At 44.1% G+C, this 22,372-nt stretch carries 17 protein-coding genes; 9 read left to right on the top strand and 8 right to left on the bottom strand.

The annotated features are described in order from the left end of the window. Positions 1-15: 15 nt before the first annotated feature. From KDM92_RS08440 to KDM92_RS08420, 5 genes are all read right to left on the bottom strand, one after another. On the bottom strand, positions 16-735 hold the full coding sequence (locus KDM92_RS08440; RefSeq protein ID WP_212684080.1) for a phosphoadenylyl-sulfate reductase: 720 nt from the start codon (positions 733-735) through the stop codon (positions 16-18). Between the two features lie 4 nt (positions 736-739). After that, positions 740-1,267, bottom strand: coding sequence for a DUF934 domain-containing protein (locus KDM92_RS08435; RefSeq protein ID WP_212683923.1), 528 nt, complete (start codon positions 1,265-1,267; stop codon positions 740-742). Between the two features lie 12 nt (positions 1,268-1,279). Then, positions 1,280-2,986 (bottom strand): nitrite/sulfite reductase, encoded by a 1,707-nt coding sequence (locus KDM92_RS08430; protein ID WP_212683922.1) that lies wholly within the window; start codon positions 2,984-2,986, stop codon positions 1,280-1,282. Between the two features lie 139 nt (positions 2,987-3,125). After that, positions 3,126-3,899 (bottom strand): sulfite exporter TauE/SafE family protein, encoded by a 774-nt coding sequence (locus tag KDM92_RS08425; protein ID WP_212683921.1) that lies wholly within the window; start codon positions 3,897-3,899, stop codon positions 3,126-3,128. A 231-nt stretch (positions 3,900-4,130) separates the two neighbouring features. Next, positions 4,131-5,813 carry a sulfatase-like hydrolase/transferase gene (locus KDM92_RS08420; RefSeq protein WP_212683920.1) on the bottom strand — a complete coding sequence of 561 codons (1,683 nt, stop codon included), beginning with the start codon at positions 5,811-5,813 and terminating at the stop codon, positions 4,131-4,133. A 356-nt stretch (positions 5,814-6,169) separates the two neighbouring features. Between KDM92_RS08420 and KDM92_RS08415 the strand changes: the two genes are divergently transcribed. Continuing rightward, positions 6,170-6,838: a ribonuclease HI family protein gene (locus KDM92_RS08415; RefSeq protein WP_212683919.1), complete on the top strand. Its 669-nt coding sequence runs from the start codon at positions 6,170-6,172 to the stop codon at positions 6,836-6,838. Positions 6,839-6,947: 109 nt separating this feature from the next. Here KDM92_RS08415 and KDM92_RS08410 read toward each other — a convergent pair whose 3' ends face one another. Further along, on the bottom strand, positions 6,948-9,032 hold the full coding sequence (locus tag KDM92_RS08410) for a S9 family peptidase (RefSeq protein ID WP_212683918.1): 2,085 nt from the start codon (positions 9,030-9,032) through the stop codon (positions 6,948-6,950). Between the two features lie 230 nt (positions 9,033-9,262). On the opposite strand from KDM92_RS08410, the gene KDM92_RS08405 reads away from it, so the two are divergent. From KDM92_RS08405 to KDM92_RS08390, 4 genes are all read left to right on the top strand, one after another. Continuing rightward, positions 9,263-9,640: a GntR family transcriptional regulator gene (locus tag KDM92_RS08405; protein ID WP_212683917.1), complete on the top strand. Its 378-nt coding sequence runs from the start codon at positions 9,263-9,265 to the stop codon at positions 9,638-9,640. Continuing rightward, positions 9,637-10,494 carry an ABC transporter ATP-binding protein gene (locus KDM92_RS08400; protein WP_212683916.1) on the top strand — a complete coding sequence of 286 codons (858 nt, stop codon included), beginning with the start codon at positions 9,637-9,639 and terminating at the stop codon, positions 10,492-10,494. Before KDM92_RS08405 ends, KDM92_RS08400 begins: the two co-directional genes overlap by 4 nt. Position 10,495: 1 nt before the next feature. After that, positions 10,496-11,536 carry a hypothetical protein gene (locus KDM92_RS08395; protein ID WP_212683915.1) on the top strand — a complete coding sequence of 347 codons (1,041 nt, stop codon included), beginning with the start codon at positions 10,496-10,498 and terminating at the stop codon, positions 11,534-11,536. 307 nt (positions 11,537-11,843) lie between these two features. Next, positions 11,844-14,639: a M16 family metallopeptidase gene (locus KDM92_RS08390; protein WP_212683914.1), complete on the top strand. Its 2,796-nt coding sequence runs from the start codon at positions 11,844-11,846 to the stop codon at positions 14,637-14,639. Between the two features lie 215 nt (positions 14,640-14,854). On the opposite strand, the gene KDM92_RS08385 is transcribed toward KDM92_RS08390, so the two are convergent. Together KDM92_RS08385 and KDM92_RS08380 are read right to left on the bottom strand one after the other, a co-directional pair. Beyond that, a complete protein-coding gene (locus KDM92_RS08385; protein WP_212683913.1) occupies positions 14,855-15,463 on the bottom strand; it encodes an outer membrane lipoprotein in 609 nt (202 codons plus the stop codon). Between the two features lie 180 nt (positions 15,464-15,643). Then, positions 15,644-16,894 (bottom strand): CaiB/BaiF CoA transferase family protein, encoded by a 1,251-nt coding sequence (locus tag KDM92_RS08380; protein ID WP_212683912.1) that lies wholly within the window; start codon positions 16,892-16,894, stop codon positions 15,644-15,646. A 56-nt stretch (positions 16,895-16,950) separates the two neighbouring features. Between KDM92_RS08380 and ugpQ the strand changes: the two genes are divergently transcribed. The 4 genes from ugpQ (at position 16,951) to alaS (ending at position 22,164) form a co-directional block, all read left to right on the top strand. Further along, on the top strand, positions 16,951-17,703 hold the full coding sequence (gene ugpQ / locus KDM92_RS08375; protein ID WP_212683911.1) for a glycerophosphodiester phosphodiesterase: 753 nt from the start codon (positions 16,951-16,953) through the stop codon (positions 17,701-17,703). A 187-nt stretch (positions 17,704-17,890) separates the two neighbouring features. Continuing rightward, positions 17,891-18,226, top strand: coding sequence for a hypothetical protein (locus KDM92_RS08370; protein WP_212683910.1), 336 nt, complete (start codon positions 17,891-17,893; stop codon positions 18,224-18,226). 321 nt (positions 18,227-18,547) lie between these two features. Then, positions 18,548-19,330: a substrate-binding periplasmic protein gene (locus KDM92_RS08365; RefSeq protein WP_212683909.1), complete on the top strand. Its 783-nt coding sequence runs from the start codon at positions 18,548-18,550 to the stop codon at positions 19,328-19,330. A 221-nt stretch (positions 19,331-19,551) separates the two neighbouring features. Then, positions 19,552-22,164, top strand: coding sequence for an alanine--tRNA ligase (gene alaS, locus KDM92_RS08360; protein WP_212683908.1), 2,613 nt, complete (start codon positions 19,552-19,554; stop codon positions 22,162-22,164). The last annotated feature ends 208 nt before the right edge of the window (positions 22,165-22,372 follow it).

The raw sequence follows: 22,372 nt of genomic DNA, 5'->3' as shown, positions 1-22,372 counted from the left end.
TTCAAATAATTTCGTTCAAATTGCTTTAATGCGGACTAATTTCCCGTCCACCACGTGCAAGCCACATTCTTTGGACTCGGGGTTTTCCCACCACCAGCGTCCTGCGCGAACATCTTCGCCAGGTTGGATGGCGCGAGTGCAAGGTTCGCAGCCTATCGATGGGTAGCCTTTGTCATGTAAGGCATTGTAAGGCACATTATTGCTACGAATATAGTGCCAAACATCATCTTCTGACCAATCTGCCAAAGGATTAAATTTTTGCATAGCATGCGCGACATCGTCCTCTTGCACAGCTAGCTCAGTACGTGTCGCAGATTGGGCGCGTCTTTGGCCTGTGATCCACGCTTTTTTATCTTTGAGCGCGCGATTAAGTGGCTCTACTTTACGAATTCTGCAGCATTCTTTACGCATGTTGACGCTGTCGTAAAAAGCGTTGACGCCATGCTGTCTGACGTAATCTTCAACTGCATCGAGATTCGGTTTAAACAATTGAATGTCGACAGCATAAGTAGCGCGAATTTTGTCTAGCATTGCCAAGGTTTCTTTGTGCAGACGACCAGTTTCCAAAGAAAAAATACCAATATTAAGTTGGCGGCGCAAAATTAAATCCGTTAGCACCATGTCTTCTGCCGCGAGGCTAGAGGCAAAAACTGCGGGTGTAAATTCACTCGCAATTTTTTCTAAGATCGCGACGGTGTTGGCTAATCGGATCTCGTATTCGCTTGTTTCGTTCATGGCTTTAACTACCTGTTCTTGCCGCACGACGGAATAAGGGATTTTTTTCATCGACTGAACTCTGGTATTTTTCACTAAAGTCGGTCAAACCTTTGATGGCGTCATGAATGTTTTTGTCAGCGCGTACCGCGAAGGCGTTGAAACCTACGCGCTGCATGTAAAATAGTTGGTCACGTAGCACGTCACCGGTTGCACGTAGCTCACCCGTATAGTTGAAGCGTGTGCGTAAGTTGTAAGCAATAGAGTAACCACGGCCATCGGCAAATTTAGGAAAATCGACTGCTAACAAGTTGAATAAATGCAAGTCTTGCTGTAATTCTTTGGCTTGCTCATTACTGCTAAACCAGACAGCGATATCTTGACGCTCTTTCGCGCGTTGGAGTAATTTGTCGCGTTGAAATTGCCACACTTTGAGTGGCACGATCACTTTTCCTTCGGGTACTTCGATTGCGTCGGCGGTATCGTCTTCAGACAATTGTAAGATTTCCCAATTGTCTTCTACTACCGCGCGATCTTTAATAATTTTCGTCATGAATTTCTCCCCCTAGTACACTACTGCAGAGCCGGCATCTTCTCCGTGATGCTCGATCGTTTTTATTGGTGTTGCATAAACATATTCTTTGAATGGCGCAATGCCCAAGCGCTGTGCGGTATCGATGAAGCGTTCTCCTTCAGCACGTTCGCGCAGATACACTTGTACGATACGGTCGATCACTTCCGGCATTTGTCCCGCTGAAAAAGAAGGGCCGATAATCTTGCCTATCGCTGCTTGATTACCTTGCGCGCCACCGATAGACACTTGGTACCACTCACTACCATCCTTATCGACACCCAAAATACCGATATTGCCGACATGGTGATGGCCGCAGGCATTGATACAGCCTGACATATTCAATTCCAATTCGCCAATGTCGTGCAGATAATCCAGATCGTTGAAGCGGTCAGTAATGTCGAGTGCGATCGGAATTGATTTGGCGTTCGCCAATGAACAGAAATCACCGCCTGGGCAGCAAATCATATCGGTCAATAAGCCGATATTCGGCGTTGCTAAACCGTGTGCTTTGGCTTCTTTCCACAATTCAAATAAGCGACTTTGTTCGACATCGGCTAATACCAAGTTTTGTTCATGGGTGACGCGGATTTCGCCAAAACTATAGCGATCTGCTAAGTCGGCAACAAAATCCATCTGATCCGCACTGGCGTCACCTGGTGGTACGCCAGGTTTCTTCAGTGATAGCAAAACGGCATTGTAACCTGCTTGTTTATGTGGTTTTACATTCCGCTTCACCCAATTCGAAAATGCCTTATTTTCTTGTTGTAATTGCACAAAAGTATTGTCAACTGCGGGCAAGTTGGCATAAGCAGGTGCCGTGAAGTAAGCAGCAACACGCTTTAATTCCGCTTCCGTTAATGTTCCTGGGCCGTTTTTAATGTCTTGCCATTCTTCTTCTACTTGACGGGCAAATTCTTCAGCGCCGATTGCTTTTACCAAAATCTTGATACGCGCTTTGTAAATATTATCGCGACGACCAAATTGGTTATAGATACGCAAAATCGCTTCTAAATAAGTCATCACGTGTTGCCACGGCAAGAATTCACGAATCACACTGCCCAAAATCGGCGTACGTCCCATGCCGCCACCGACCATCACTTTAAAGCCAACTTCGCCAGCATCATTGTGAACAACGGTTAAACCGATATCGTGCACAGCGATTGCTGCACGATCTTCCTTCGCACCGTTGATGGCGATTTTGAATTTGCGTGGTAAATAAGCGAATTCAGGGTGAAACGTGGTCCATTGACGCAAAATTTCAGCATACGGACGTGGATCAATAATTTCATCTGCAGCGACGCCAGCAAATTCGTCTGAAGTGATATTGCGCATGCAATTGCCCGAAGTTTGAATTGCGTGCATTTCCACACTGGCTAATTCAGCCAAGATGTCGGGTGTATCTTCTAAATTGATCCAGTTGTATTGGATGTTTTGGCGTGTCGTGAAGTGACCATAACCACGATCGTATTTACGCGCGATAAAAGCGAATTTTCGCAATTGTGTTGAAGACAGCAGACCATATGGCACGGCAACCCGCAACATATATGCATGACGCTGCATGTACAAACCGTTTTGCAAACGCAAAATACGAAATTCATCTTCCGTCAGTTCATTGGCGATGCGACGGCTTACTTGATCGCGAAATTGCGCAACGCGCTCTTGAACGATTAAATGATCATGTTGGTCATAACGATACATCTTCAAACTTCCTATTCAAAACGTCTTACCAAAAAGTGGTATCGACATTATCAACGTGCTGATGGGATAAATAACTTGTTTAGTAAACTGATTTTCTGATGAACTTTGTGATTGGTTCTGTTATTAATACTGTCGCCAATTACAAGACTAATTTACAGGCTACTAAAGTGAGTGTTGTCGCTAAAATTCCGCGCAAAAATTTTTCGGGTACCGCTTTGGCTGCCAGTGATCCAAGTGTGATTCCGGGTACGGAACCAAGCAATAATGAACCTAGCAATTCCCAGTTGATAGAACCTAACCACCAGTGACCAATTGCCGCAATCGCGGTGAGTGGTACTGCATAAGCGATATCGGTGCCTGCAACGTGTGCTGCTGGCATTTTGGGATAAAGCAAAACCAAAATTGTGGCACCAATCGCGCCCGCGCCGATCGAGGAAATGGTGACTAAAATTCCTAAAATCGCACCTGCAATAATCGTCGCACCCGCGAGTTTTTTACCTTCAAGCTGGCGTTCTGGATGGGCATTGATCCATGCGATTAATTTACTGCGATACAAAATGGCAATCACGGTTAATAATACCGATACTGCAATCGAGTAACGAATGATTTGCCCTAACTCTTGGCTTAAACCACCAAAATATTTCAGGGCTAAAGTTGCAACAAGCGCTGCAGGCAAGGCACCGATGCAGAGTAGGCGAACCACATGCCATTCGACTGAACCGCGCAGACGATGTGTTAGAGTACCGGTCGCTTTGGTAATTGAAGCAAATGCTAAATCCGTTCCTACCGCTACTGCAGGTGATACACCGAACAAGAGTGTGAGCAGTGGCGTCATCAATGAGCCACCGCCGACACCGGTCAATCCGACCAAGGTGCCAACTGCGAATCCAGAGATGATATAGGTGAGTGTCATATAGCCTCATACAAAGTAGCCTGCATGATAAGTGCAGCTTACTTTATAACCAACTACTTAGTATTTATTTGCTTATATGCAGTTTGACTATATAGAAATGTGATTTCTGCGATTAGTGGGCTTGAATTAAAGACGCTGCTCTGTGGTAATTATGATTCGTATGAAGGAATCAAGCGCTTGATCCGTACCAAGACATCTACAGACCAAGCAAGTTTGGCTTAGTTGCTTAGATCAGTTACGAAACGTCGAGATTGGAATACCTAATTCAGGATTTTTAAACTGATAACTTGGGCTCAGTATGTTTTTGTTTTCTTGTTGTCCAGTCCATCGGATGTCCATCAGCGTTAGCATGGTCCATCCTAGCCAATCCAATCGAAATGGTCTTTGCGCTAGTGCTTGATTCGCTTGAATTGTTGATGATTGATTATTCCAAATAAATGCAGGAATCCGAAAGCCCGCCGCTGTGCTTGCACTATGTCCTGCATGATTACGTGTGTGTGCAACTTCCTGCCCATGGTCAGAGACAAAAATCCAAGCGCCACGTTGATCTTTATCGAGCGCCTGTTGGGTAATTTCCAGCGTTTTTACAACTTGCGCATCATGATTTCGTATTGCTGCATCATATTCATTGCGCTTTTCGATCAACCAACTAGAACGTCCTTGTCGCTCTAAGTCACGATAGACTTTGTCCTTGGCATCAATATATAGATTGGCATTCTCTGGATAACGCATCTTGTATTGCGGATGGGCACCGAGCATGTGTACAACAATCAATTTGCGCTGTACAGGGCGTGCTAGTGCTGCGATCAATGGTTGATGGGTGCTGCTATCGGAGGAGCTGCTGTCCCGTCCAGGTATGTTATTCAGCATTTCTAAATGATCAGCAAATCGTGCATGCTCTTGTTCGATTGCTTGCCCATCATGGTTGCTGATCCAAGTGATATGGTAGCCAGCCGCTTTTGCCAGTGCTAATAAATGAACTGGTTTTTCGTTCGGTGTATCTAGATAAAACAAGCTTTTTAGAGAAGCAATTGTTGCTGCCTCAACTGACCACGCATAGCGAAAATTGATTACTTGCTCTGGCATACGTTTGCTGAGGTTTTCAAGTTGTGGCGTAGTTGTACGCGAATAGCCATGAGTTGACATATTGTCGCGATTAAGGCTGTCGGACAAGATCAGTACCAAGGTCGATGGAGTATTTCCTTCAGCTACTGCTTGTAGTGATTTGGCGAAGTTCAGTTGCTTTTCACGTTGTGCTTTCAGATCATGCCAATTTGATCTAAGTTCTATCGTAACGAGCGAAATTCTGGGCCAAAAGTACAAAGGATGTAGCTTGCGCCAAGGCTTACTCGCATAGCCAGCGATGCACAAAATAATCGCCAAGCCGAGAAGGATTTTTAACCACAATGACTGGATGCGAAATTGTTTTACGTTTGCGCTACTTGCGCTGGCAGAAAATACGAGAAAAACCAAAAAGCCGATAGAAAAAATACTTAGTATCACTAATTGGATGATAGGTAGCGCATAGCTGGCAATAAACTCGCGAGACTCTAATAAGCTGGTATTGGCAACGGCACTTAGTACCATCGAGCTATCTGGCGCAGCTTGATAAGCATCGCTGATGAAACGTCTCAGTACACTATCGAGTACGAATGCGATCAGCGCAACGCATACAAAAATAACGCGGAGTCGTTGATGTCGCGGGCGAGCTAGTGGGATGAATAAAATCAGTAAGAATGGCAAAGCCAAGACCAGCATTTGTGCTGTTTTAATTTGATCGTGACCAAAAACTTCAATACCAATCATGAAGCATGCCAGTACCAACCAAGACCAAATCGGACGTTGCGGATGCGACCATAGCGAGTTTGTCCAACGACGGATAGTTTGAAATTGTTGAAGTGGGTCGAGAAACATATTTGCGACGATCAAGCTAGCATGGTGTAATAGGTAGCCTCATGCGGATCCTTCGTGTTTTTGATATTCAGGACGAAGTCCTTGATCGAGGAGAGGTAATTCATGGAAAACATTTAGCATTTTTTTATAGTTAGACTTGGCAAGCGCATTTTTACCAAGAAGATGCCGTGCATCAATTGTGTTCGAAGATTATCATAGGAACTGTGTTGACGTTATTTAGATAGATTAAATTGCCTCTTGCTTACAACAAGTGTGATTAAATTTCTGTGCACAAGAGGGAATGTGGTAATGCGACCCCAACTGGCCGTCGCTTCTGCAAGCGATTAATTAAATTGGATATGGATGAAAACCGGATTATGCCTATCGATTTCGAAACCCTACAAAGATTGGCGTTTCGTCGTGAGCTAGTCGAGAGTCGGCGATTGGCACGAAACCAAGGAACCGATTTTCATCTCGCTTTAGAACAGGTTTTGACGAGGGTAGCGGCAGGATCGGGATTGTCTGTGTTGCTACAGCAACGCCAGCAAGATATCGCTAAACAAGCGGAAATCAAATTACAGAAGAAACGTGTCGCCGAAACCAAGTATGCCATTAAACAAGCACGTAACATGGTCTCTGATCATAGTTGGTGCGGGTGGTTCGACGGCTCAGCACAACCAAATCCTGGAGATTGTTACATCGGGGTTGTGCTGAAAGCGCCAAGCGGACAAGTTTGGGAAATTAGCTGTTCAATCGGTTACGGCGATAGCAGTTATGCTGAATATCGTGCATTACTCGCGCTATTGGAATTGGCAGTGCAACATGCTGCCGATTCACTTATTGTTTATGGTGATAGCCAAGTCGTCATTACGGACCTGCAATCCGCAAAAACAAAGCAAATTCCCACATTACTTGAGCTACGTTCGCAAGTGGAGAATTTGATGAAGCAAATTCCAGCCGTGCAGTTAAAGTGGATTTCGCGTGCGAAAAATTTGCGTGCTGACGAATTAGCGCGTTTGGCTTCAATTGATCGAACACAGCACTAAGTTCTATTTGCAAGATAGAGATTAGTGCGGTTTCGTGCTTATCGGTGCATAAGAAAAAGCCCTTCAATCGCAAGCTGATTGAAGGGCTTTTTAATTGCAAGGCTATTTTTTACTTTAGATATTTTTCCATCCAGTTCAAAACGGTTTGATGCCACAAAATTGAATTGGCTGGTTTTAAAATATGATGATTTTCATCAGGGAAGGTCAGTAATTGACTATCAATTCCACGACGTTGTAAGGCAGTAAATGCCGCAAAAGATTGTGCGCTTGGAACACGGAAATCCAATTCACCTTGTGTTACTAACATCGGCGTTTTCCATTTGAGAACATGCGCTGATGGATTGAATTTTTCGTGTTTGGCAGGTACGTCATAGTAAGTGCCGCCGTTTTCCCATTCGGTGAACCACAATTCTTCTGTGGTGTAATACATAGAACGGCTATCGAAGATACCAGCATGATTGACGATACATTTAAAACCATCATTCCAATTGCCAGCGATCCAATTCATCATAAAACCACCATATGATGCACCTAATGCACAGGCTTTACTGCTATCTAACCAAGGGAATTTCTTGGCTGCTGCCGCCATACCCAGCTTGAGATCAACTAGTGGTTTACCGCCCCAATCTTGACTAATAGAGTCGGTAAATTTTTGACCATAGCCAAGCGAGCCGTGGAAGTCGATAAACACCACTGCATAGCCCGCACCTGCATAAGTTTGTGGATTCCAGCGATAGCTCCAGTTATTGGCAAAACTACTTTGTGGGCCGCCATGGACGATGAACGCGACCGGATATTTTTGCCCTGCTTTTGCGTTCCATGGTTTCATTACATAACCATAGACTTTTTCGCCTTTAGCACCCGCGTAACTAAATTGCTCGTATTTACCGAAACGTACATCCGCTAAGGCTTGTTTATTGACTTCGGTGATTTGCGTCCATGAACTTGGCGTCAGTGCGGATTTGTAAAGTTGCACGCCCGATGCTAAGTCTGCTTTAGCAACCACCGCTGTATTGCCTTGTACATCGTAACCAGCGACCGAGCCTTGATCTGTTAATGCCGTCACTTTGCCGCTATTGGCATCGATCGAAAATAAGCGTAACTGGCCGAGATCAAATGCGCTGGTGTATAAATTCTTGCTGTCAGCAGACCATGTTAAATTGCTTGCGGAACGATCCCAGTTTGCTGCGAGTGCGCGTTTTTGACCTGTCTTCACATCCATTAACATGATTTGAAAACGATCTGCTTCAAAGCCTGGACGCTTCATTGCCAGATAGGCCAGTGTATTACCATCGGGAGAGAAGGTTGGCTTGGCATCCCATGCTGGATTATCAGCGGTTAGGTTTTGGGGAGCTGTGCCGCCTGCTGCAGATACTTTGAATAAATCAAAGTTGGTTGACCAAGCTTCGGTTTTTCCGGCGATACGTGCAGAGAAAACGAGGTATTTTCCGTCTGGTGTAAATGCGTAGTCTTCATGATCGCCATCTGGTTTTGAATGGACATCAGCTTCTAAAGTGCCAGATAGATTGACAGGTGTTTTGCTGGCGATATGTTGATTGTCTAACGATGCAGAGAACAACACATTGCGGCGTCCATCAGCCCATGTATCCCAATGACGAATAAATAGTTTGTCGTGAATCTTGCCGCTTGCTTTATTCTTTGCTTTGGCTTCTAGACGATCCTTGGTGCATGTCAAATCTGGACAATCACGGAACACTTCAATTGCCATCGCAATTTGATTCTCTGTCGGTGAGACTTTGAAGCTCTCAATATCCAGCGGTAAATCGGTGACTTTCTGAGCTTCGCCACCAGCAATGGCTAAGCGCCAAACTTGACCGCTACCAGAACGGCTAGAAACGAAATAAATCGCATCACCTTTCGCCGACCATTGTGGGCCAGAGTTATTGCCTTCGTTATTATTCGTAACATTGGTCAGTTTTTTAGGAGTTGGTTTCGCTTCAGTCAAATTAATTAACCATAAATCCCAACGACCACGGTTTTTTTCTAAATCTGTCGTACGCTGTGCGTAGACCACGTGTTTCCCATCTGGTGAAACAACAGGACTCACAATACGTTCCATTTTGACCAGATCTTCAACCGTAAAGCCACGTCCATCGGCTATCGCGTATGAGCTCATGCCGATACTGGTTAGGGCTACGACTGCAGCACTTAAAACAAATTTTTTAATTTTCATTATTTCTCCTGTGGGTGTTCTTACTGGTTCATCTCATGCGCCATTACGAGACTGTGCATTTTAGCCGCAAGCTGACCGCTTGAAATTGATCTCATGTAAATAATATCGATAATGAATCAAAAAATATTTTCAATATAGAATGTTGGTGTTATAGTTAACTACAACAGTAATTTTGTGGCGATGTAGTTGCGATTGTTTATTCAAATAAACAATCGCGTTTAGGAGTGCCTATGGCCGTGATTTGGAATGACAAAGCGCCGATCTATCGGCAATTAAAGGAACAGGTGGTGGCGATGATCTTAGATGAACGCTTGCAGGCGGGAGATGCGCTGCCATCGGTACGTCAAATCGCTGCCGATTTTCAATTAAACCCCATTACCGTATCGCGCGCTTATCAAGAGTTAGTGGACGAAAAAATTGTGGAGACCAAAAGGGGGCTAGGTATGTTTGTATTAGACGGCGCTAAAGAAAAATTGCTTGAAAGTGAGCGTTTGCGTTTTTTGCGTGAAGAGTGGCCAGCGACTTTGCTGCGAATCCAACGTTTAGGCTTAGACCTTAGTGAACTGGTGTTAACTCAAAAAGAGACTAACGGACAGGAGACTATATGAATGAAGTATTAATTTCCGCCAAGTCGTTGAGTAAAAAATTCGGTAAACAACAGGCGCTTAATCAGATCCATTTTGAAATTTATCCAGGTCGTATTGTTGGCTTAATTGGTCCGAATGGATCAGGTAAAACGACGACCTTGAAAGCTATTCTTGGACTAACTCCATTTGATGGAGAGTTATCCGTATTAGGTTTTGATCCGCGCAAGCAACGCGATGCTCTTATGAATGAAGTTTGCTTTATTTCGGATGTTGCTATTTTGCCGCGCTGGATGCGCGTTTGTGATGCCATCGATTTTGTGGAGGGCGTCCATCCCAAATTTAATCGTGAAAAAGCGGAACGCTATTTGGCGACGACTAAATTGAATCCGACTATGAAAGTGAAGGCGATGTCAAAAGGCATGGTGGTGCAATTGCATCTTGCCTTAATCATGGCGATTGATGCCAAGTTGTTGATCTTAGATGAACCCACGTTGGGACTCGACATCATGTATCGGAAAAAATTCTATCAACAATTGTTGGAAGATTATTTTGATGAGAACAAAACCATCATCATTACGACGCATCAAGTGGAGGAAATTGAGCACATGTTGAGTGACGTGATTTTTATACGAGATGGAAAGGTTGTGCTGCAAGCTTCAATGGATGAGATCGAAAATCGTTTTGCTGAATTAAGCGTTGATATGGCAAAGCTTGATGCCGCACAAGCGTTGCATCCAATCGATCAACGCTTGGTATTGGGTAAATCGTTAATGCTATTTGATGGTGTGTCACGAATTCAGCTTCAACAGTTGGGGGAGATGCGGACACCAGCTGTTACGGATTTGTTTGTCACAATGATGAAGGGAGTTTACTAATATGAACGTAGACACAGAAGCTCAATCGCTAAATAGCAATACCCATGATGCGCGCGCTTTTAAGTTGAGGCCTTACCTTCAAACATTAGGTTGGTTGGTAAAACGCGAGTATTGGGAAAATAAATCTTGGTTTTTTTGGGGACCACTGGTGATTACTTTGAGTATTTGCTTGGCATATTTCTCGGTCAATCTGCTGGCAAGTCCCTGGCGCATACATGATAGCTTGATGAATGACATTGAGTTGATGCAGAAAGAGCCTTTCGCGGCTAAAGAATTTAGTTCAATATTTATCGCATCAACCGCAGAAGCGATGCCGATACGATTTCAATTAGTGATTTTCTTTATTTTAGGTATCGGTGCTGTAATTTCGATTTTGTACCTAATGAGTTCACTTTACTCAGAGCGAGTGGATCGAAGTATTTTGTTCTGGAAATCTTTACCTATCTCCGATTGGCAGACCATTTTCTCGAAATGCAGTTTTCCTTTGCTGATATTGCCTGCCATGCTGTGGCTAATTGCAACGGCATCATTTTTTATTTTCATATCCTTGTATGCATTTATCTCAGTTTTTACCTCTGTCAATATGGTTGAGCCCCTGTTACTTAATCGTGAAATGTATTTAACGCCACTTAAAATTTTGGCGCTATTTCCAGTCTATGTACTTTGGGCATTACCCAGTGTAGCTTGGTATTTAATGATATCCGCTTGGGCAAAATCACGCGTGTTTCCATGGGCGATTGGAGTACCTATTTTGTCTGTATTGTTTCTTACCTTTATAAATCAAATCTTTAAATTAGAATGGGATGTGCGCTGGTACGCATTACATGTGATCGCGCGTCTCGTATCGGGTGTTTTCCCAGCAAGTTGGTTGCTTGAACAGAGAAATATTGGCTTGCCGGAACATTATTTTAGTTTGCACAATATCACCCACCAAGCATGGTTAGCTATGCAGAGCACGTCACTTTGGATCGGGGTTGTTGCCGGAATTCTGATGTTAATCGTTGCTGTTCGTTTGCGCCAATTTAACGAGTCGAATACTTAGTAAATTGAATCAAAGTGCTGTTATTCGGCCACCATATTTAATTCTTTTGTTGGTGCAATTTCCTCGAGGAAAGTTTTCTTATGCATCTTGGTTATTTGGGATCCAAACTCATCACACATTTTATGTATTTCATCCGCGTTTAAACTATTTTGATCAGAAATCACCTAATGGCATGTCATATTTGATATGCTGAGAGCATCGTTTTGTTAAATTAACGATAAGAATCGTTAGTACTTGATTTGGCGCAATAAAAATAATTCAAGAACTCTTTTTTGTTGCTTCACTATTTCTTTCAAATGGGAATACTATGAAACTGAAACCAATCTGTCTCGCCTTTGCGTTCGCTTTTAGTTCTGCTTCGGTTGTCTTACCTGTGTTTGCGCAAGAAGCAAAAGCGCCTGCGGCGAAAACCGCAAAATCCACAAAGGCGTCGCCAGCTGCTGTCGCATACACTTCGGTTGAAGGAATTACAGAATATCGTTTAGCCAACGGCTTACGCGTCTTGCTCGCACCGGATGCGTCTAAACCAACTACGACAGTCAATGTGACTTACATGGTTGGATCACGTCATGAAAGTTATGGTGAAACTGGTATGGCGCATTTGTTGGAGCATTTGCTGTTTAAAGGCACCAAAACAAGTGGCAATTTGATGGATCAGTTAAGCAAGCGTGGTATGCAATTTAATGGTACGACTTTCTATGACCGTACTAACTACTACGAAACTTTCCCCGCGAGCGAAGATAATTTGCAATGGGCATTGAATATGGAAGCCGATCGTATGATCAATTCCAAAATCGCCCGAAGTGATTTAGATACCGAGTTTTCTGTTGTGCGCAATGAGATGGAAATTGGTGAAAACAATCCATTCCGCGTTTTATGGAAACAATTGGCAGCGGTGACTTTTGATTGGCATAACTACGGCAATAACACGATTGGCGCACGTGCCGACGTCGAAGGCGTAAAGATTGAGAATTTGCAAGGGTTCTACCGTAAATTTTATCAGCCAGATAATGCCGTGTTGATGGTTGCAGGTAAATTTGACACCGCTAAAACTTTAGCGTTGATAGAAAAAACTTTCGGTGGAATTGCGAAACCTAGCCGTCAATTAGAAAAAACTTGGACACGTGAACAAGCGCGTGATGGTGTGCGTGAAGTGACAGTGCGTCGCGTCACCGATCAACAAATGGCCGCAGTACTTTACCCAACTGCTCCAGGTAGCCATGCGGATGCAGCGGCCTTGGCAGCCTTGGGCGATATCTTAGGATCAGCACCGAATGGTCGTTTGCATAAACAATTGGTAGAGTCAAAGCAAGCGGTTGGCGTTGGCAATATTGTTTTCCAATTGGCTGAGCCAGGTTACTCCATGTATTTGACGATGCTGAGTAAAGACCAAAGTGTTGATGCAGCGAAAAAAGTCTTAATTGATACTGTTGAAGGTTTGGAAAAAAATCCCGTCACAGAAGCAGAGTTGAAACGTGCGAAGACAACTTTATTGAATGACTTAGAAAAGACGATCAATGATCCGCAACGTTTGTGCGTAAGTATGTCGGAATCGATTGCGATGGGTGATTGGCGTTTGTTCTTTATTCAGCGCGATCGTATCGAAGCTTTGACATTGGCCGACGTACAGCGTGTTGCGAAGAATTACTTCAAACAAGATAACCGTAGCTTCGGACAATTTATTCCAGTAGCCGCACCGGATCGAGCAGAAATCCCAGATACACCAGATGTTGCAAAGTTAGTCGATGGTTATAAAGGCCGTGCAAAGGTCGCCGCTGGTGAAACTTTCGATGCAACACCTGCAAACATTGACAAACGTACTGAGAAATTGAGTTTACCAAATGGTGCCAAAGTAGCGCTCTTGAGTAAGAAAACACGTGGCGAAACGGTGAGTGGACGTTTGAATATACATTTTGGTGACGAGACTTCCTTATTTGGTAAAGTCGTTGCTTCGAATATCGCCGCCGATATGTTGATGCGTGGCTCTAGCAAATTTACTCGTGCCGAATTAGATACGAAGCTTGGTGAATTAAAAGCGAAGTTGAATATTTCTGGGGGGGGACAAAACGTGGCGATTTCTTTCGAAACTGTGCGTGCAAATTTGCCTGCCCTATTGGATATCATACGTGAAGTTTTGCGTGCGCCAACATTCCCGCAATCTGAGTTTGAATTGTTGGTGAAGGAGAACTTGTCTGCGCTCGAAAGCTCTCGTAGCGAGCCACAAACTGCCGCATCAGAGGCAATGAAGGTGAAGAAAAACGTACCGTACAAAAAAGGCGATGTGCGTTATGCAGCATCGATTGATGACGGTATCGCAGAATACAGCGCGATTAAGTTGGATGCGGTAAAAGATTTTTATAAAAACTTCTACGGTGCCAGCGCTGCTGAATTCACTTTGGTCGGTGACTTTGATGCGCCAGCAGTAAAAGCGCAGTTGACAAAAGTGATCGGTGACTGGAATAGCCCTGCGAAATTCACACGTGCGCCAAGTTTGCCTGTAGCTGCGGAAAGTGCTTCAATTAAGTTGGAAACGCCAGATAAAGCAAATGCATTTTACTTGGGCGATTTGCCATTTGAATTGAATGATCAAGCACCTGAGTATCCAGCGTTGTTAGTTGCTGATAACGTTTTGGGCGGTGGTATTAAGTCGCGTTTATTTGGTCGTATCCGTCAGAAAGAGGGAATCAGCTACGGTGTAGGTAGCGCTGTTTCAGTTCCTGCTTTAGACAAAACAGCTGGTTTAACTTTGTATGCGATGTTTGCACCGCAGAACTTAGAGCGTTTGCAAAATGCGATCAAGGAAGAGCTGAACTTATTTGTGAAAGACGGTATCACCGCGACCGAGTTGGCAGATGCGAAACAAGCTTTGGCACAAACCTATGCTTTGCGTCGTGCGCAAGATCCAGCTTTGGCAGGTGCTTTGCGTAGTCAATTGTTCTTAGGACGTAGCATGGCGTTTGATGCAGACTTAGATGCGAAAATCGCTGCTTTGACTTTGGATCAGGTGAATGCAGCAATCCGTAAATTCATTACGCCAGAACGTATTGGACACTACTACGCGGGTGACTTTGCTGGTGCCGCGAAAAAAGCTGCAGCTAAGTAAGTGCTGCTTGAGCACAAGATTGAAAATTGGCTGAAACTACGCTGTTCGCTTTTATTTTTTGGGCTGAATTGAGTTTGTTTTATCCGTTTCAACTTGTTTAGAGCTACAAAAAAAGCGCCATGTAAAAATTTTCACATGGCGCTTTTTCATTCTCAATACGAATCTGCGAGTTTGTGTCTTATCTCCGTCGCTAATTGGATAGCAATGTTGATACCTTACATAATGATCCAACGTCCACTGCGATAACTGACTCTGACTCGATCGCCAATACGAAATTGACCAGGATTATTCATTTGTACGATCTGAGTTTGTCCATTATTCAGACGTATGGTAATTTCGGTGACAACGCGTTGTTCACTCGTGCCGCGATCCAGTTCATTACCGATGACACCACCGATAATCGCACCCCCTACCGTCGCAACAGCACGTGCCCCATCATTGTCATGACCACGGCTACGATGGCGGCTGTAACCGCGACCACGGTACGAGGAGTGGTCGTCACTTCTACCAATTTGATTACCAATAATACCGCCTAAAATTGCACCGACTACTGCACCGCCACCGCTACTTTCGCGCACTTCGCTGATATTGCGAATATCAACAATTTGCGCTACTTCTTCTTGGTAGGTCGACGAATATTGTTCGCCGTACTGGTTTGAGTATCTAGTTGTGTATTGTTCTTGATAAGCTCTAGGATATTGTGTGTTGTAGCTGGAGTAATTTGCGTTGTAATCTCGTACTGGCTCGGATCGATATCGATGCACGACGCATCCAGTTAGTTGAGTGAGTATCAGTACAGCGGCAATAAGAGCAATTTTTCGCATGATATTTCCATTAAATTGATTGGAATCTTGGCTAAGTCAATGTTCAGATAGGCCAGTAACTCAGGTAAGTCTGAAACAATTGATGATCTAACGCCGTGACAAGATGCTTAGTTGACCTGTGTTTAGGGCATATCCGCAGTTGATTTTGCTCGGTATTACTGATCGATACTTTGGGGAGAGTTAAATAATCCCATCGCGTTTCAATTTTGCGATTTTTTCATCATCGAAATGAAGTAAATCACGCAAACACGAGGTGGTATGTTCGCTGAGCAAGGGCGGCGGATTTTGGCATTCAATTGGGGTTGCAGACATGCGAATTGGATTCGCAACCAAGGGAACTGAGCCTGCAGTTGGATGTGGCAGTTCACGCTGCAATTGGCGAGCTATTACTTGCGGATCTTGAAAGACTTCCTCTAAATTATTAATTGGCCCGCAAGGGACGCCAGCCGATTCTAAAGCATCGATCCACTCTTGCTTGGATTTTCGTCGGACCATTTCTGCTAATATCGGTACCAAAAGATCGCGATGTTTTACGCGTAGTGGATTACTGATAAAGCGATCGTCATCGGCTAATTCTGGCATGCCGCCAATTTGTACAAATTTTTGATACTGCGTATCATTGCCAGCGGCGACGATGATGTGGCTGTCTGAAGTAGCAAAGCTTTGATACGGAACGATATTCGGATGTGCATTGCCCCAACGTTTTGGTGCGTTGCCACTAGTGAGGTAATTTGATCCTATGTTGGCCAGCATCGCTACTTGAACATCCAATAAAGCCATATCAATGTATTGCCCTTCACCGCATCGGTCTCGATGGCTAAGTGCCGCCAAGATGGCGACCGTGGCGTACATGCCTGTCATTAAATCTGTAATCGCCACACCGGCTTTTTGTGGACCTCCTCCCGCCAATTCATCACGCTCACCTGTGAGTGACATCAGGCCGCCCATACCTTGGATGATGAAGTCATAACCAGCGCGATGCGCATAAGGCCCAGTTTGCCCAAAGCCCGTTATGGAGCAGTAAATGAGATCAGTTTTTACTTGCTTTAATGATGCATAATCTAAGCCGTATTTTTTCAGCTGATCAACTTTGTAGTTTTCAATGACGACATCAGATTGTTTTGCCAATTCTCGGATAATCTCTTGTCCTTGTGGCGTAGAAATATCAACCGTAATTGCGCGTTTTCCTCGATTTGCGCATAGGTAGTATGCTGCTTCACTCGTATTATTACCGTCTGCGTCACGGAGGTAAGGCGGTCCCCATTGACGTGTGTCGTCTCCAGCGTTTGGACGTTCAATTTTAATGACATCAGCACCAAGATCCGCTAAATTTTGTGAGCACCACGGTCCTGCCAAGACGCGACTGAGATCTAAAACGCGAATGTGCCCAAGTGCTGACTTACGCGATGGTGATGGTGTAGAGTTTTGCATGTCGTGTTGAAGATGGATTTTTGTAGTTTTCTTATTCTATTGATGGAGAGTAGCTAATGTGGCCATATCCCAAAATTGTAGCGCACCGAGGTGGTGGAAGTCTCGCTCCCGAAAATACTTTGGCCGCAATGGCTTGCGGATTTAGTCATGGATATCGCGCGGTTGAATTTGATGTGATGCTATCCAAGGACGAAATTCCGGTGCTTATGCATGATTCTGAATTTGGACGCACAATTCAAGCGAGTGGTGAAGTCGCAACAACTTCAGCCGAAGAGCTATTAAAAATGGATGCGGGATCTTGGTTTAACTCTGCATTTTCTGATGTGCGAGTACCAGGTTATGAAGAAGTTTTTCGATTTTGCCAGAAACATCAAATTTGGATGAATGTAGAAATTAAACCAACTCCAGGATTTGAGGGGGTAACGGGTAAGGTTGTTGCAGCTCTGACCCAAGAACTCATGCGCGAATGTGGAGCGCAGGCGATTCCACCATTGTTTTCGTCGTTTTCTTATGAAGCTTTGCGCAGTGCTCAGCAACAAGCACCAGAAATTGCACGTGGCTTTTTGATGGACAGTTTTGAGCCAACTTGGCAGCAGTCATTAATTACTTTGGAAGCGGTAGCGCTACATACTAATCATGAAAACTTAACGCCGGATTGGGCGAAGCAAATTAAGCAAGCTGGGTATGGTCTTTTTTGTTACACGGTAAATTCAGTCGAGCGAGCGAGGCAAGTTTTGTCATGGGGTGTGGATGGTTTTTGCACCGATAGAATTGATTTAATTCCAGCAAATTTCACTAGCAAGATTTAACAGCAAAACCGCATTGTTACAAACGCTTACTTCCTTTACAAAAATGTCGTCGTCAAAACGATTCGGCCAACGTTATAGTTCCATGCAATTTGATTTGCATAGCTTGATAAGAGGCTTATCGAATGAACGACAAATTGAATGCCTGAATAACAGCTTATTTGAATTCACAATATGTAAAGGATATATGATGAAAACAGCACAAATTATTTCTGGATTGCTCGCAACTGGTTTGATTGCTTTGATTCCATTAAACACGTTCGCGCAAGAAACCGCGACACCAAACATCACGAAACGGCAAATCCAACAGCAAAAGCGGATTGCTGACGGTGTTCGTTCTGGCGAGCTAACTGCGAAAGAGACCGCGAATTTAGAATTGCGTGAAGCGAAAATTCAAGCTGATAAACGTGCAGCCAAAGCAGACGGTGTAGTCACAGATGCAGAGCGCGCTAAACTACATGCACAAGAAAATCGGACTAGCCGAAAAATCTATCGCAAGAAGCACAACGATCGTGATGTGCAGTGAATGTCACAATTGCGCGGATTAACTAAGGAATCTCGGCTTTACAACTTCACCTTAATAATTAGCTGAAATCTGAAGTGTTGAGATGAGGTAAAGTTCAAATGGTATCTATTTGATTCACTTCATGAACCTTCATGTGCGAAGTGAACAAAGCTTGATCTCGACTAACTAAGCTTAATTGAGATCAATTTGCATTGAAAAAATTAGAAAGTGTTGTGGTAATTTTGATGTAGTGTGGAAATATTTTCTTGGGTAAAAGATAAAAATCGTTGATACTCGACGCATCCCGTTAGTGCTGAATTTTTCATCATATTCATCCTATTTATGCGTCATTTCCTTTTGCACCTGTTACTTGTCTCCTGCCTTTATCTCGTCAATGGGCAGTCTGAAGCGGAAACGCTTCGTCAGGTTAAGTTGTATTACCCGGAAAATATCGACGGAAAAGGTAAGCACATTCCCATCACTCCAGAAGTCTTGCGGGTTTTTGATTATTTTGAGCGTCAAGCTAACTTAAAATTTTCTATCGTGACTTTGCCTTGGAAGCGTGCGCAACGTGAAGTGCTAAGAGGCGAGGGAATTATCTACGGGTTTTCAAAATCCACTGAACGATTAGCGCAATATCATTACTCGGCACCGGTGTTAAGCTTTCCATTGTGGGCGATCTCTTATGGCGAAGAAAATGCGCAGATCGCCGATCTCAAGGATTTGAAGGACAAAGTCGTCGTGGCGAGTGTTGGAATCTCTCACGGTATCGAGTATGAACGCGCACGCAATGTGCTGTTTACCGTTCAAGAAGATTATTTGTCTTATCAAGAGCGATTTAAGAAATTACTTATTAAACGCTGCGACGTGATTTTGATTCCGTTTAATCGTCTTATTAGTCGCGATCAAATTGATCAAGCACTGCATGAAAAAATCATCGCAAGTTTTAACGATCCGGAGCTTAATGGGCGTAGGTTTAACGTTTCTTTGAATCCTATTTTTGTCGATACCATTCATTTTGCTAGCAGTAAACAGCAATTTCAGGATGTGATTGAAAGAATCGACAAAGCAATCGAACGCGGTAGTAAAGATGGCTCTCTAAGTAAGTTATTGAAGAGCTACTAGATATGGAGTTGGCCTCCTGCGCAGCGGATAAAAAAGCGTTGTGATTGAGTGTAAATTAAGCTGAGAAGCAAACTGATTCATTTGTTTTGTAAAATTCTTGGTAAGAGTTCGAGTGTGTGCACTAAGTGGCTTTTTTATTTCGAGAAGAAAAATGCTTGCTTCTTCACGTATAATCAAAGGTTAAATTTACTTTTTGCATGGCCTTTGCCTTTAAATACACTATGAACTCGTCAGAAATTCGCGAAAAATTCCTCAAATTCTTCGAATCCAAAGGACATAGCATTGTCCGCTCTTCAAGCTTGGTTCCAGGTAATGATCCGACTTTGTTGTTTACCAACTCGGGCATGGTCCAATTCAAAGATGTATTTTTAGGTCAAGATAAACGTAGCTATTCGCGTGCAACGACAGCACAACGTAGTGTACGTGCAGGTGGTAAGCATAATGATTTAGAAAACGTTGGTTACACTGCGCGCCATCACACTTTCTTTGAAATGTTGGGTAATTTTTCGTTTGGTGATTATTTCAAACGTGATGCGATTAACTATGCTTGGGAATTATTGACTGTCACTTATGGCTTGCCAAAAGAGAAGTTAACTGTCACCGTCTATCAAGAAGACGACGAAGCCTACGATATTTGGAAAAATGAAATTGGTGTGCCAGCTGAACGGATCATTCGTATCGGCGATAACAAAGGTGCGCGCTACGCTTCTGACAACTTCTGGCAAATGGCGGATACAGGCCCTTGCGGTCCGTGCAGTGAGATTTTCTATGATCATGGTCCAGAAATTTGGGGCGGTCCTCCAGGTTCTCCTGACGAAAACGGTGATCGCTTTATCGAAGTATGGAACTTGGTTTTCATGCAGTTCAATAAAGATGAACAAGGTGTTTTACATCCACTACCAAAACCATGCGTAGATACGGGCATGGGCTTGGAGCGCATTGCTGCGGTTTTGCAGCATGTTCATTCCAATTACGAGATTGACACTTTCCAAGCTTTGATCAAAGCAGCCGCGCGTGAAACTGGCTGTACTGATTTGAACAACAACTCGTTAAAAGTCATCGCTGACCATATTCGTTGCGCGGGCTTTTTGATTGTTGATGGCATTATTCCTGGCAATGAAGGCCGCGGTTATGTATTGCGTCGTATTACGCGTCGTGCATTACGCCACGGTCACAAGCTAGGCCAAACTAAACCATTTTTCTATAAATTAGTTGCAGATTTAGTAAAAGAAATGGGCGCTGCGTATCCAGAGTTGGCGGAAGCTAGCGAGCGTGTTGCGCAAGTGTTGAAACAAGAAGAAGAACGTTTCGGCGAAACACTGGAACATGGCATGAAGATTTTGGAAGCGGCGCTTGCTAAAGACAGCAAAAATCTCGACGGCAATACCGCATTTACCCTATATGACACTTATGGCTTCCCATTAGATTTGACGGCCGATATTTGCCGCGAACGTGGCGTGGTATTGGATGAAGCTGGTTTCGATGCCGCGATGGAAAACCAAAAGCAGATGGCACGTGCTGCTGGTAAATTCAAAATGAGCGCGGCGATCGAGTACAACGGTGAGAAATCGAAATTTGTCGGTTACGAACAATTGAGCTACGACAGTAAAGTGATTGCGCTGTACGTCGATGGTGCTGCGGTACAAAAAATTGAAGCTGGCCAAGCCGCGATCGTGGTCTTAGATGTTACACCTTTCTATGCGGAATCAGGCGGTCAATGTGGCGATGCGGGTGTGTTGCAAGCTGCTAACGGTGTTGGCTTTGTGGTTGCGGACACCCAGAAAATTCAAGCCGATGTATTTGGTCATCATGGTACTTTAAGTGCTGGTGGCTTAGCAGTCGGTGATGCGGTGAGTGCGCAAGTCGATAAAGTATTACGCGCGCATACGATTCGCAATCATTCTGCTACCCATTTAATGCACAAAGCCTTGCGCGAAGTATTGGGTTCCCATGTGGCGCAAAAAGGTTCTTTGGTGGACGCAGAAAAAACGCGATTTGACTTTAGCCACAATGCACCAATGACCGCTGATGAGATTCGTCAAGTTGAAGTGATCGTGAATCGTGAAATTTTGGCGAACGTCGCGACGCAAGCGCAACTGATGTCGTTTGACGATGCGGTAAAACACGGTGCGATGGCTTTGTTTGGTGAAAAATACGGAGACGAAGTGCGTGTTTTAGACATTGGTACTTCACGCGAACTGTGCGGTGGTGTACACGTTCATCGCACTGGCGATATTGGTTTGTTCAAGATCGTAGCTGAGGGCGGTATTGCTGCAGGTATTCGTCGTGTTGAAGCGGTGACGGGTGAAGTTGCGTTTAATCTGGTGCAAGATATGACTGCGCGTATCAGCCAAGTAGCTGCAACAATGAAAGTGCAGCCAGAAGACATCGGTGCTCGTTTGAATCAATGGCAAGAGCAAATGAAGTCGTTGGAAAAAGAAGTTGCCGCATTGAAGTCAAAATTAGCGGCTAACCAAGCAGATGCGATGTTGTCCCAAGCGACGGAGATCAATGGCGTCAAAGTATTAGTGGCAACTTTAGACGGTGCTGATGCAAATGCCTTGCGTGATTCCGTTACGCGCTTAAAAGATCAGCTGAAAACTGCGGTGGTTGTATTGGCGTCGGTAATTGATGGTAAGGTGAGTTTGACCGCTGGTGTGAGCGCTGATTGCACTGCGAAAGTGAAAGCGGGTGATTTAGTCAATTTTGTTGCGCAGCAAGTGGGTGGCAAAGGTGGTGGGCGCCCAGATATGGCGCAGGCTGGTGGTACCAATCCAGATAGTTTGCCTGCAGCTTTGGCGGCGGTTCCAGCCTGGTTGACTGCTAAGCTGTAATTACTTGTTGGTGGTGATGTGAACTGATAAAGGGTTATTACTATGCTTAACCCTTTATCTTTATAAAAAAATCGCAACTTTTTATTACATTTGTTTTTTTGAATTGCTAAACTTCGAAAGAAAAAGTGATTTTTCTTGTTGCGACGCACAATATTTAGGAATTTACGGTAAAATCACCTGCACAATGTTTCAGCATTCAGATTTGACT

This window comes from Affinundibacterium baiyunense (assembly GCF_018139645.1).
Lineage (GTDB): Bacteria > Pseudomonadota > Gammaproteobacteria > Burkholderiales > Burkholderiaceae_D > Undibacterium > Undibacterium baiyunense.
The sequence above is the reverse complement of the archived record's forward strand: the minus strand, read 5'-3'. Positions and strand labels throughout refer to the sequence as shown.

What these genes read in the sequence shown, in the direction of transcription:
- KDM92_RS08440 (WP_212684080.1), bottom strand. Translation starts at nt 735, where the DNA reads ATGAACGAAACAAGCGAATACGAGATCCGATTAGCCAACACCGTCGCG.
- KDM92_RS08435 (WP_212683923.1), bottom strand. Translation starts at nt 1,267, where the DNA reads ATGACGAAAATTATTAAAGATCGCGCGGTAGTAGAAGACAATTGGGAA.
- KDM92_RS08430 (WP_212683922.1), bottom strand. Translation starts at nt 2,986, where the DNA reads ATGTATCGTTATGACCAACATGATCATTTAATCGTTCAAGAGCGCGTT.
- KDM92_RS08425 (WP_212683921.1), bottom strand. Translation starts at nt 3,899, where the DNA reads ATGACACTCACCTATATCATCTCTGGATTCGCAGTTGGCACCTTGGTC.
- KDM92_RS08420 (WP_212683920.1), bottom strand. Translation starts at nt 5,813, where the DNA reads ATGTTTCTCGACCCACTTCAACAATTTCAAACTATCCGTCGTTGGACA.
- KDM92_RS08415 (WP_212683919.1), top strand. Translation starts at nt 6,170, where the DNA reads ATGCCTATCGATTTCGAAACCCTACAAAGATTGGCGTTTCGTCGTGAG.
- KDM92_RS08410 (WP_212683918.1), bottom strand. Translation starts at nt 9,032, where the DNA reads ATGAAAATTAAAAAATTTGTTTTAAGTGCTGCAGTCGTAGCCCTAACC.
- KDM92_RS08405 (WP_212683917.1), top strand. Translation starts at nt 9,263, where the DNA reads ATGGCCGTGATTTGGAATGACAAAGCGCCGATCTATCGGCAATTAAAG.
- KDM92_RS08400 (WP_212683916.1), top strand. Translation starts at nt 9,637, where the DNA reads ATGAATGAAGTATTAATTTCCGCCAAGTCGTTGAGTAAAAAATTCGGT.
- KDM92_RS08395 (WP_212683915.1), top strand. Translation starts at nt 10,496, where the DNA reads ATGAACGTAGACACAGAAGCTCAATCGCTAAATAGCAATACCCATGAT.
- KDM92_RS08390 (WP_212683914.1), top strand. Translation starts at nt 11,844, where the DNA reads ATGAAACTGAAACCAATCTGTCTCGCCTTTGCGTTCGCTTTTAGTTCT.
- KDM92_RS08385 (WP_212683913.1), bottom strand. Translation starts at nt 15,463, where the DNA reads ATGCGAAAAATTGCTCTTATTGCCGCTGTACTGATACTCACTCAACTA.
- KDM92_RS08380 (WP_212683912.1), bottom strand. Translation starts at nt 16,894, where the DNA reads ATGCAAAACTCTACACCATCACCATCGCGTAAGTCAGCACTTGGGCAC.
- ugpQ (WP_212683911.1), top strand. Translation starts at nt 16,951, where the DNA reads ATGTGGCCATATCCCAAAATTGTAGCGCACCGAGGTGGTGGAAGTCTC.
- KDM92_RS08370 (WP_212683910.1), top strand. Translation starts at nt 17,891, where the DNA reads ATGAAAACAGCACAAATTATTTCTGGATTGCTCGCAACTGGTTTGATT.
- KDM92_RS08365 (WP_212683909.1), top strand. Translation starts at nt 18,548, where the DNA reads ATGCGTCATTTCCTTTTGCACCTGTTACTTGTCTCCTGCCTTTATCTC.
- alaS (WP_212683908.1), top strand. Translation starts at nt 19,552, where the DNA reads ATGAACTCGTCAGAAATTCGCGAAAAATTCCTCAAATTCTTCGAATCC.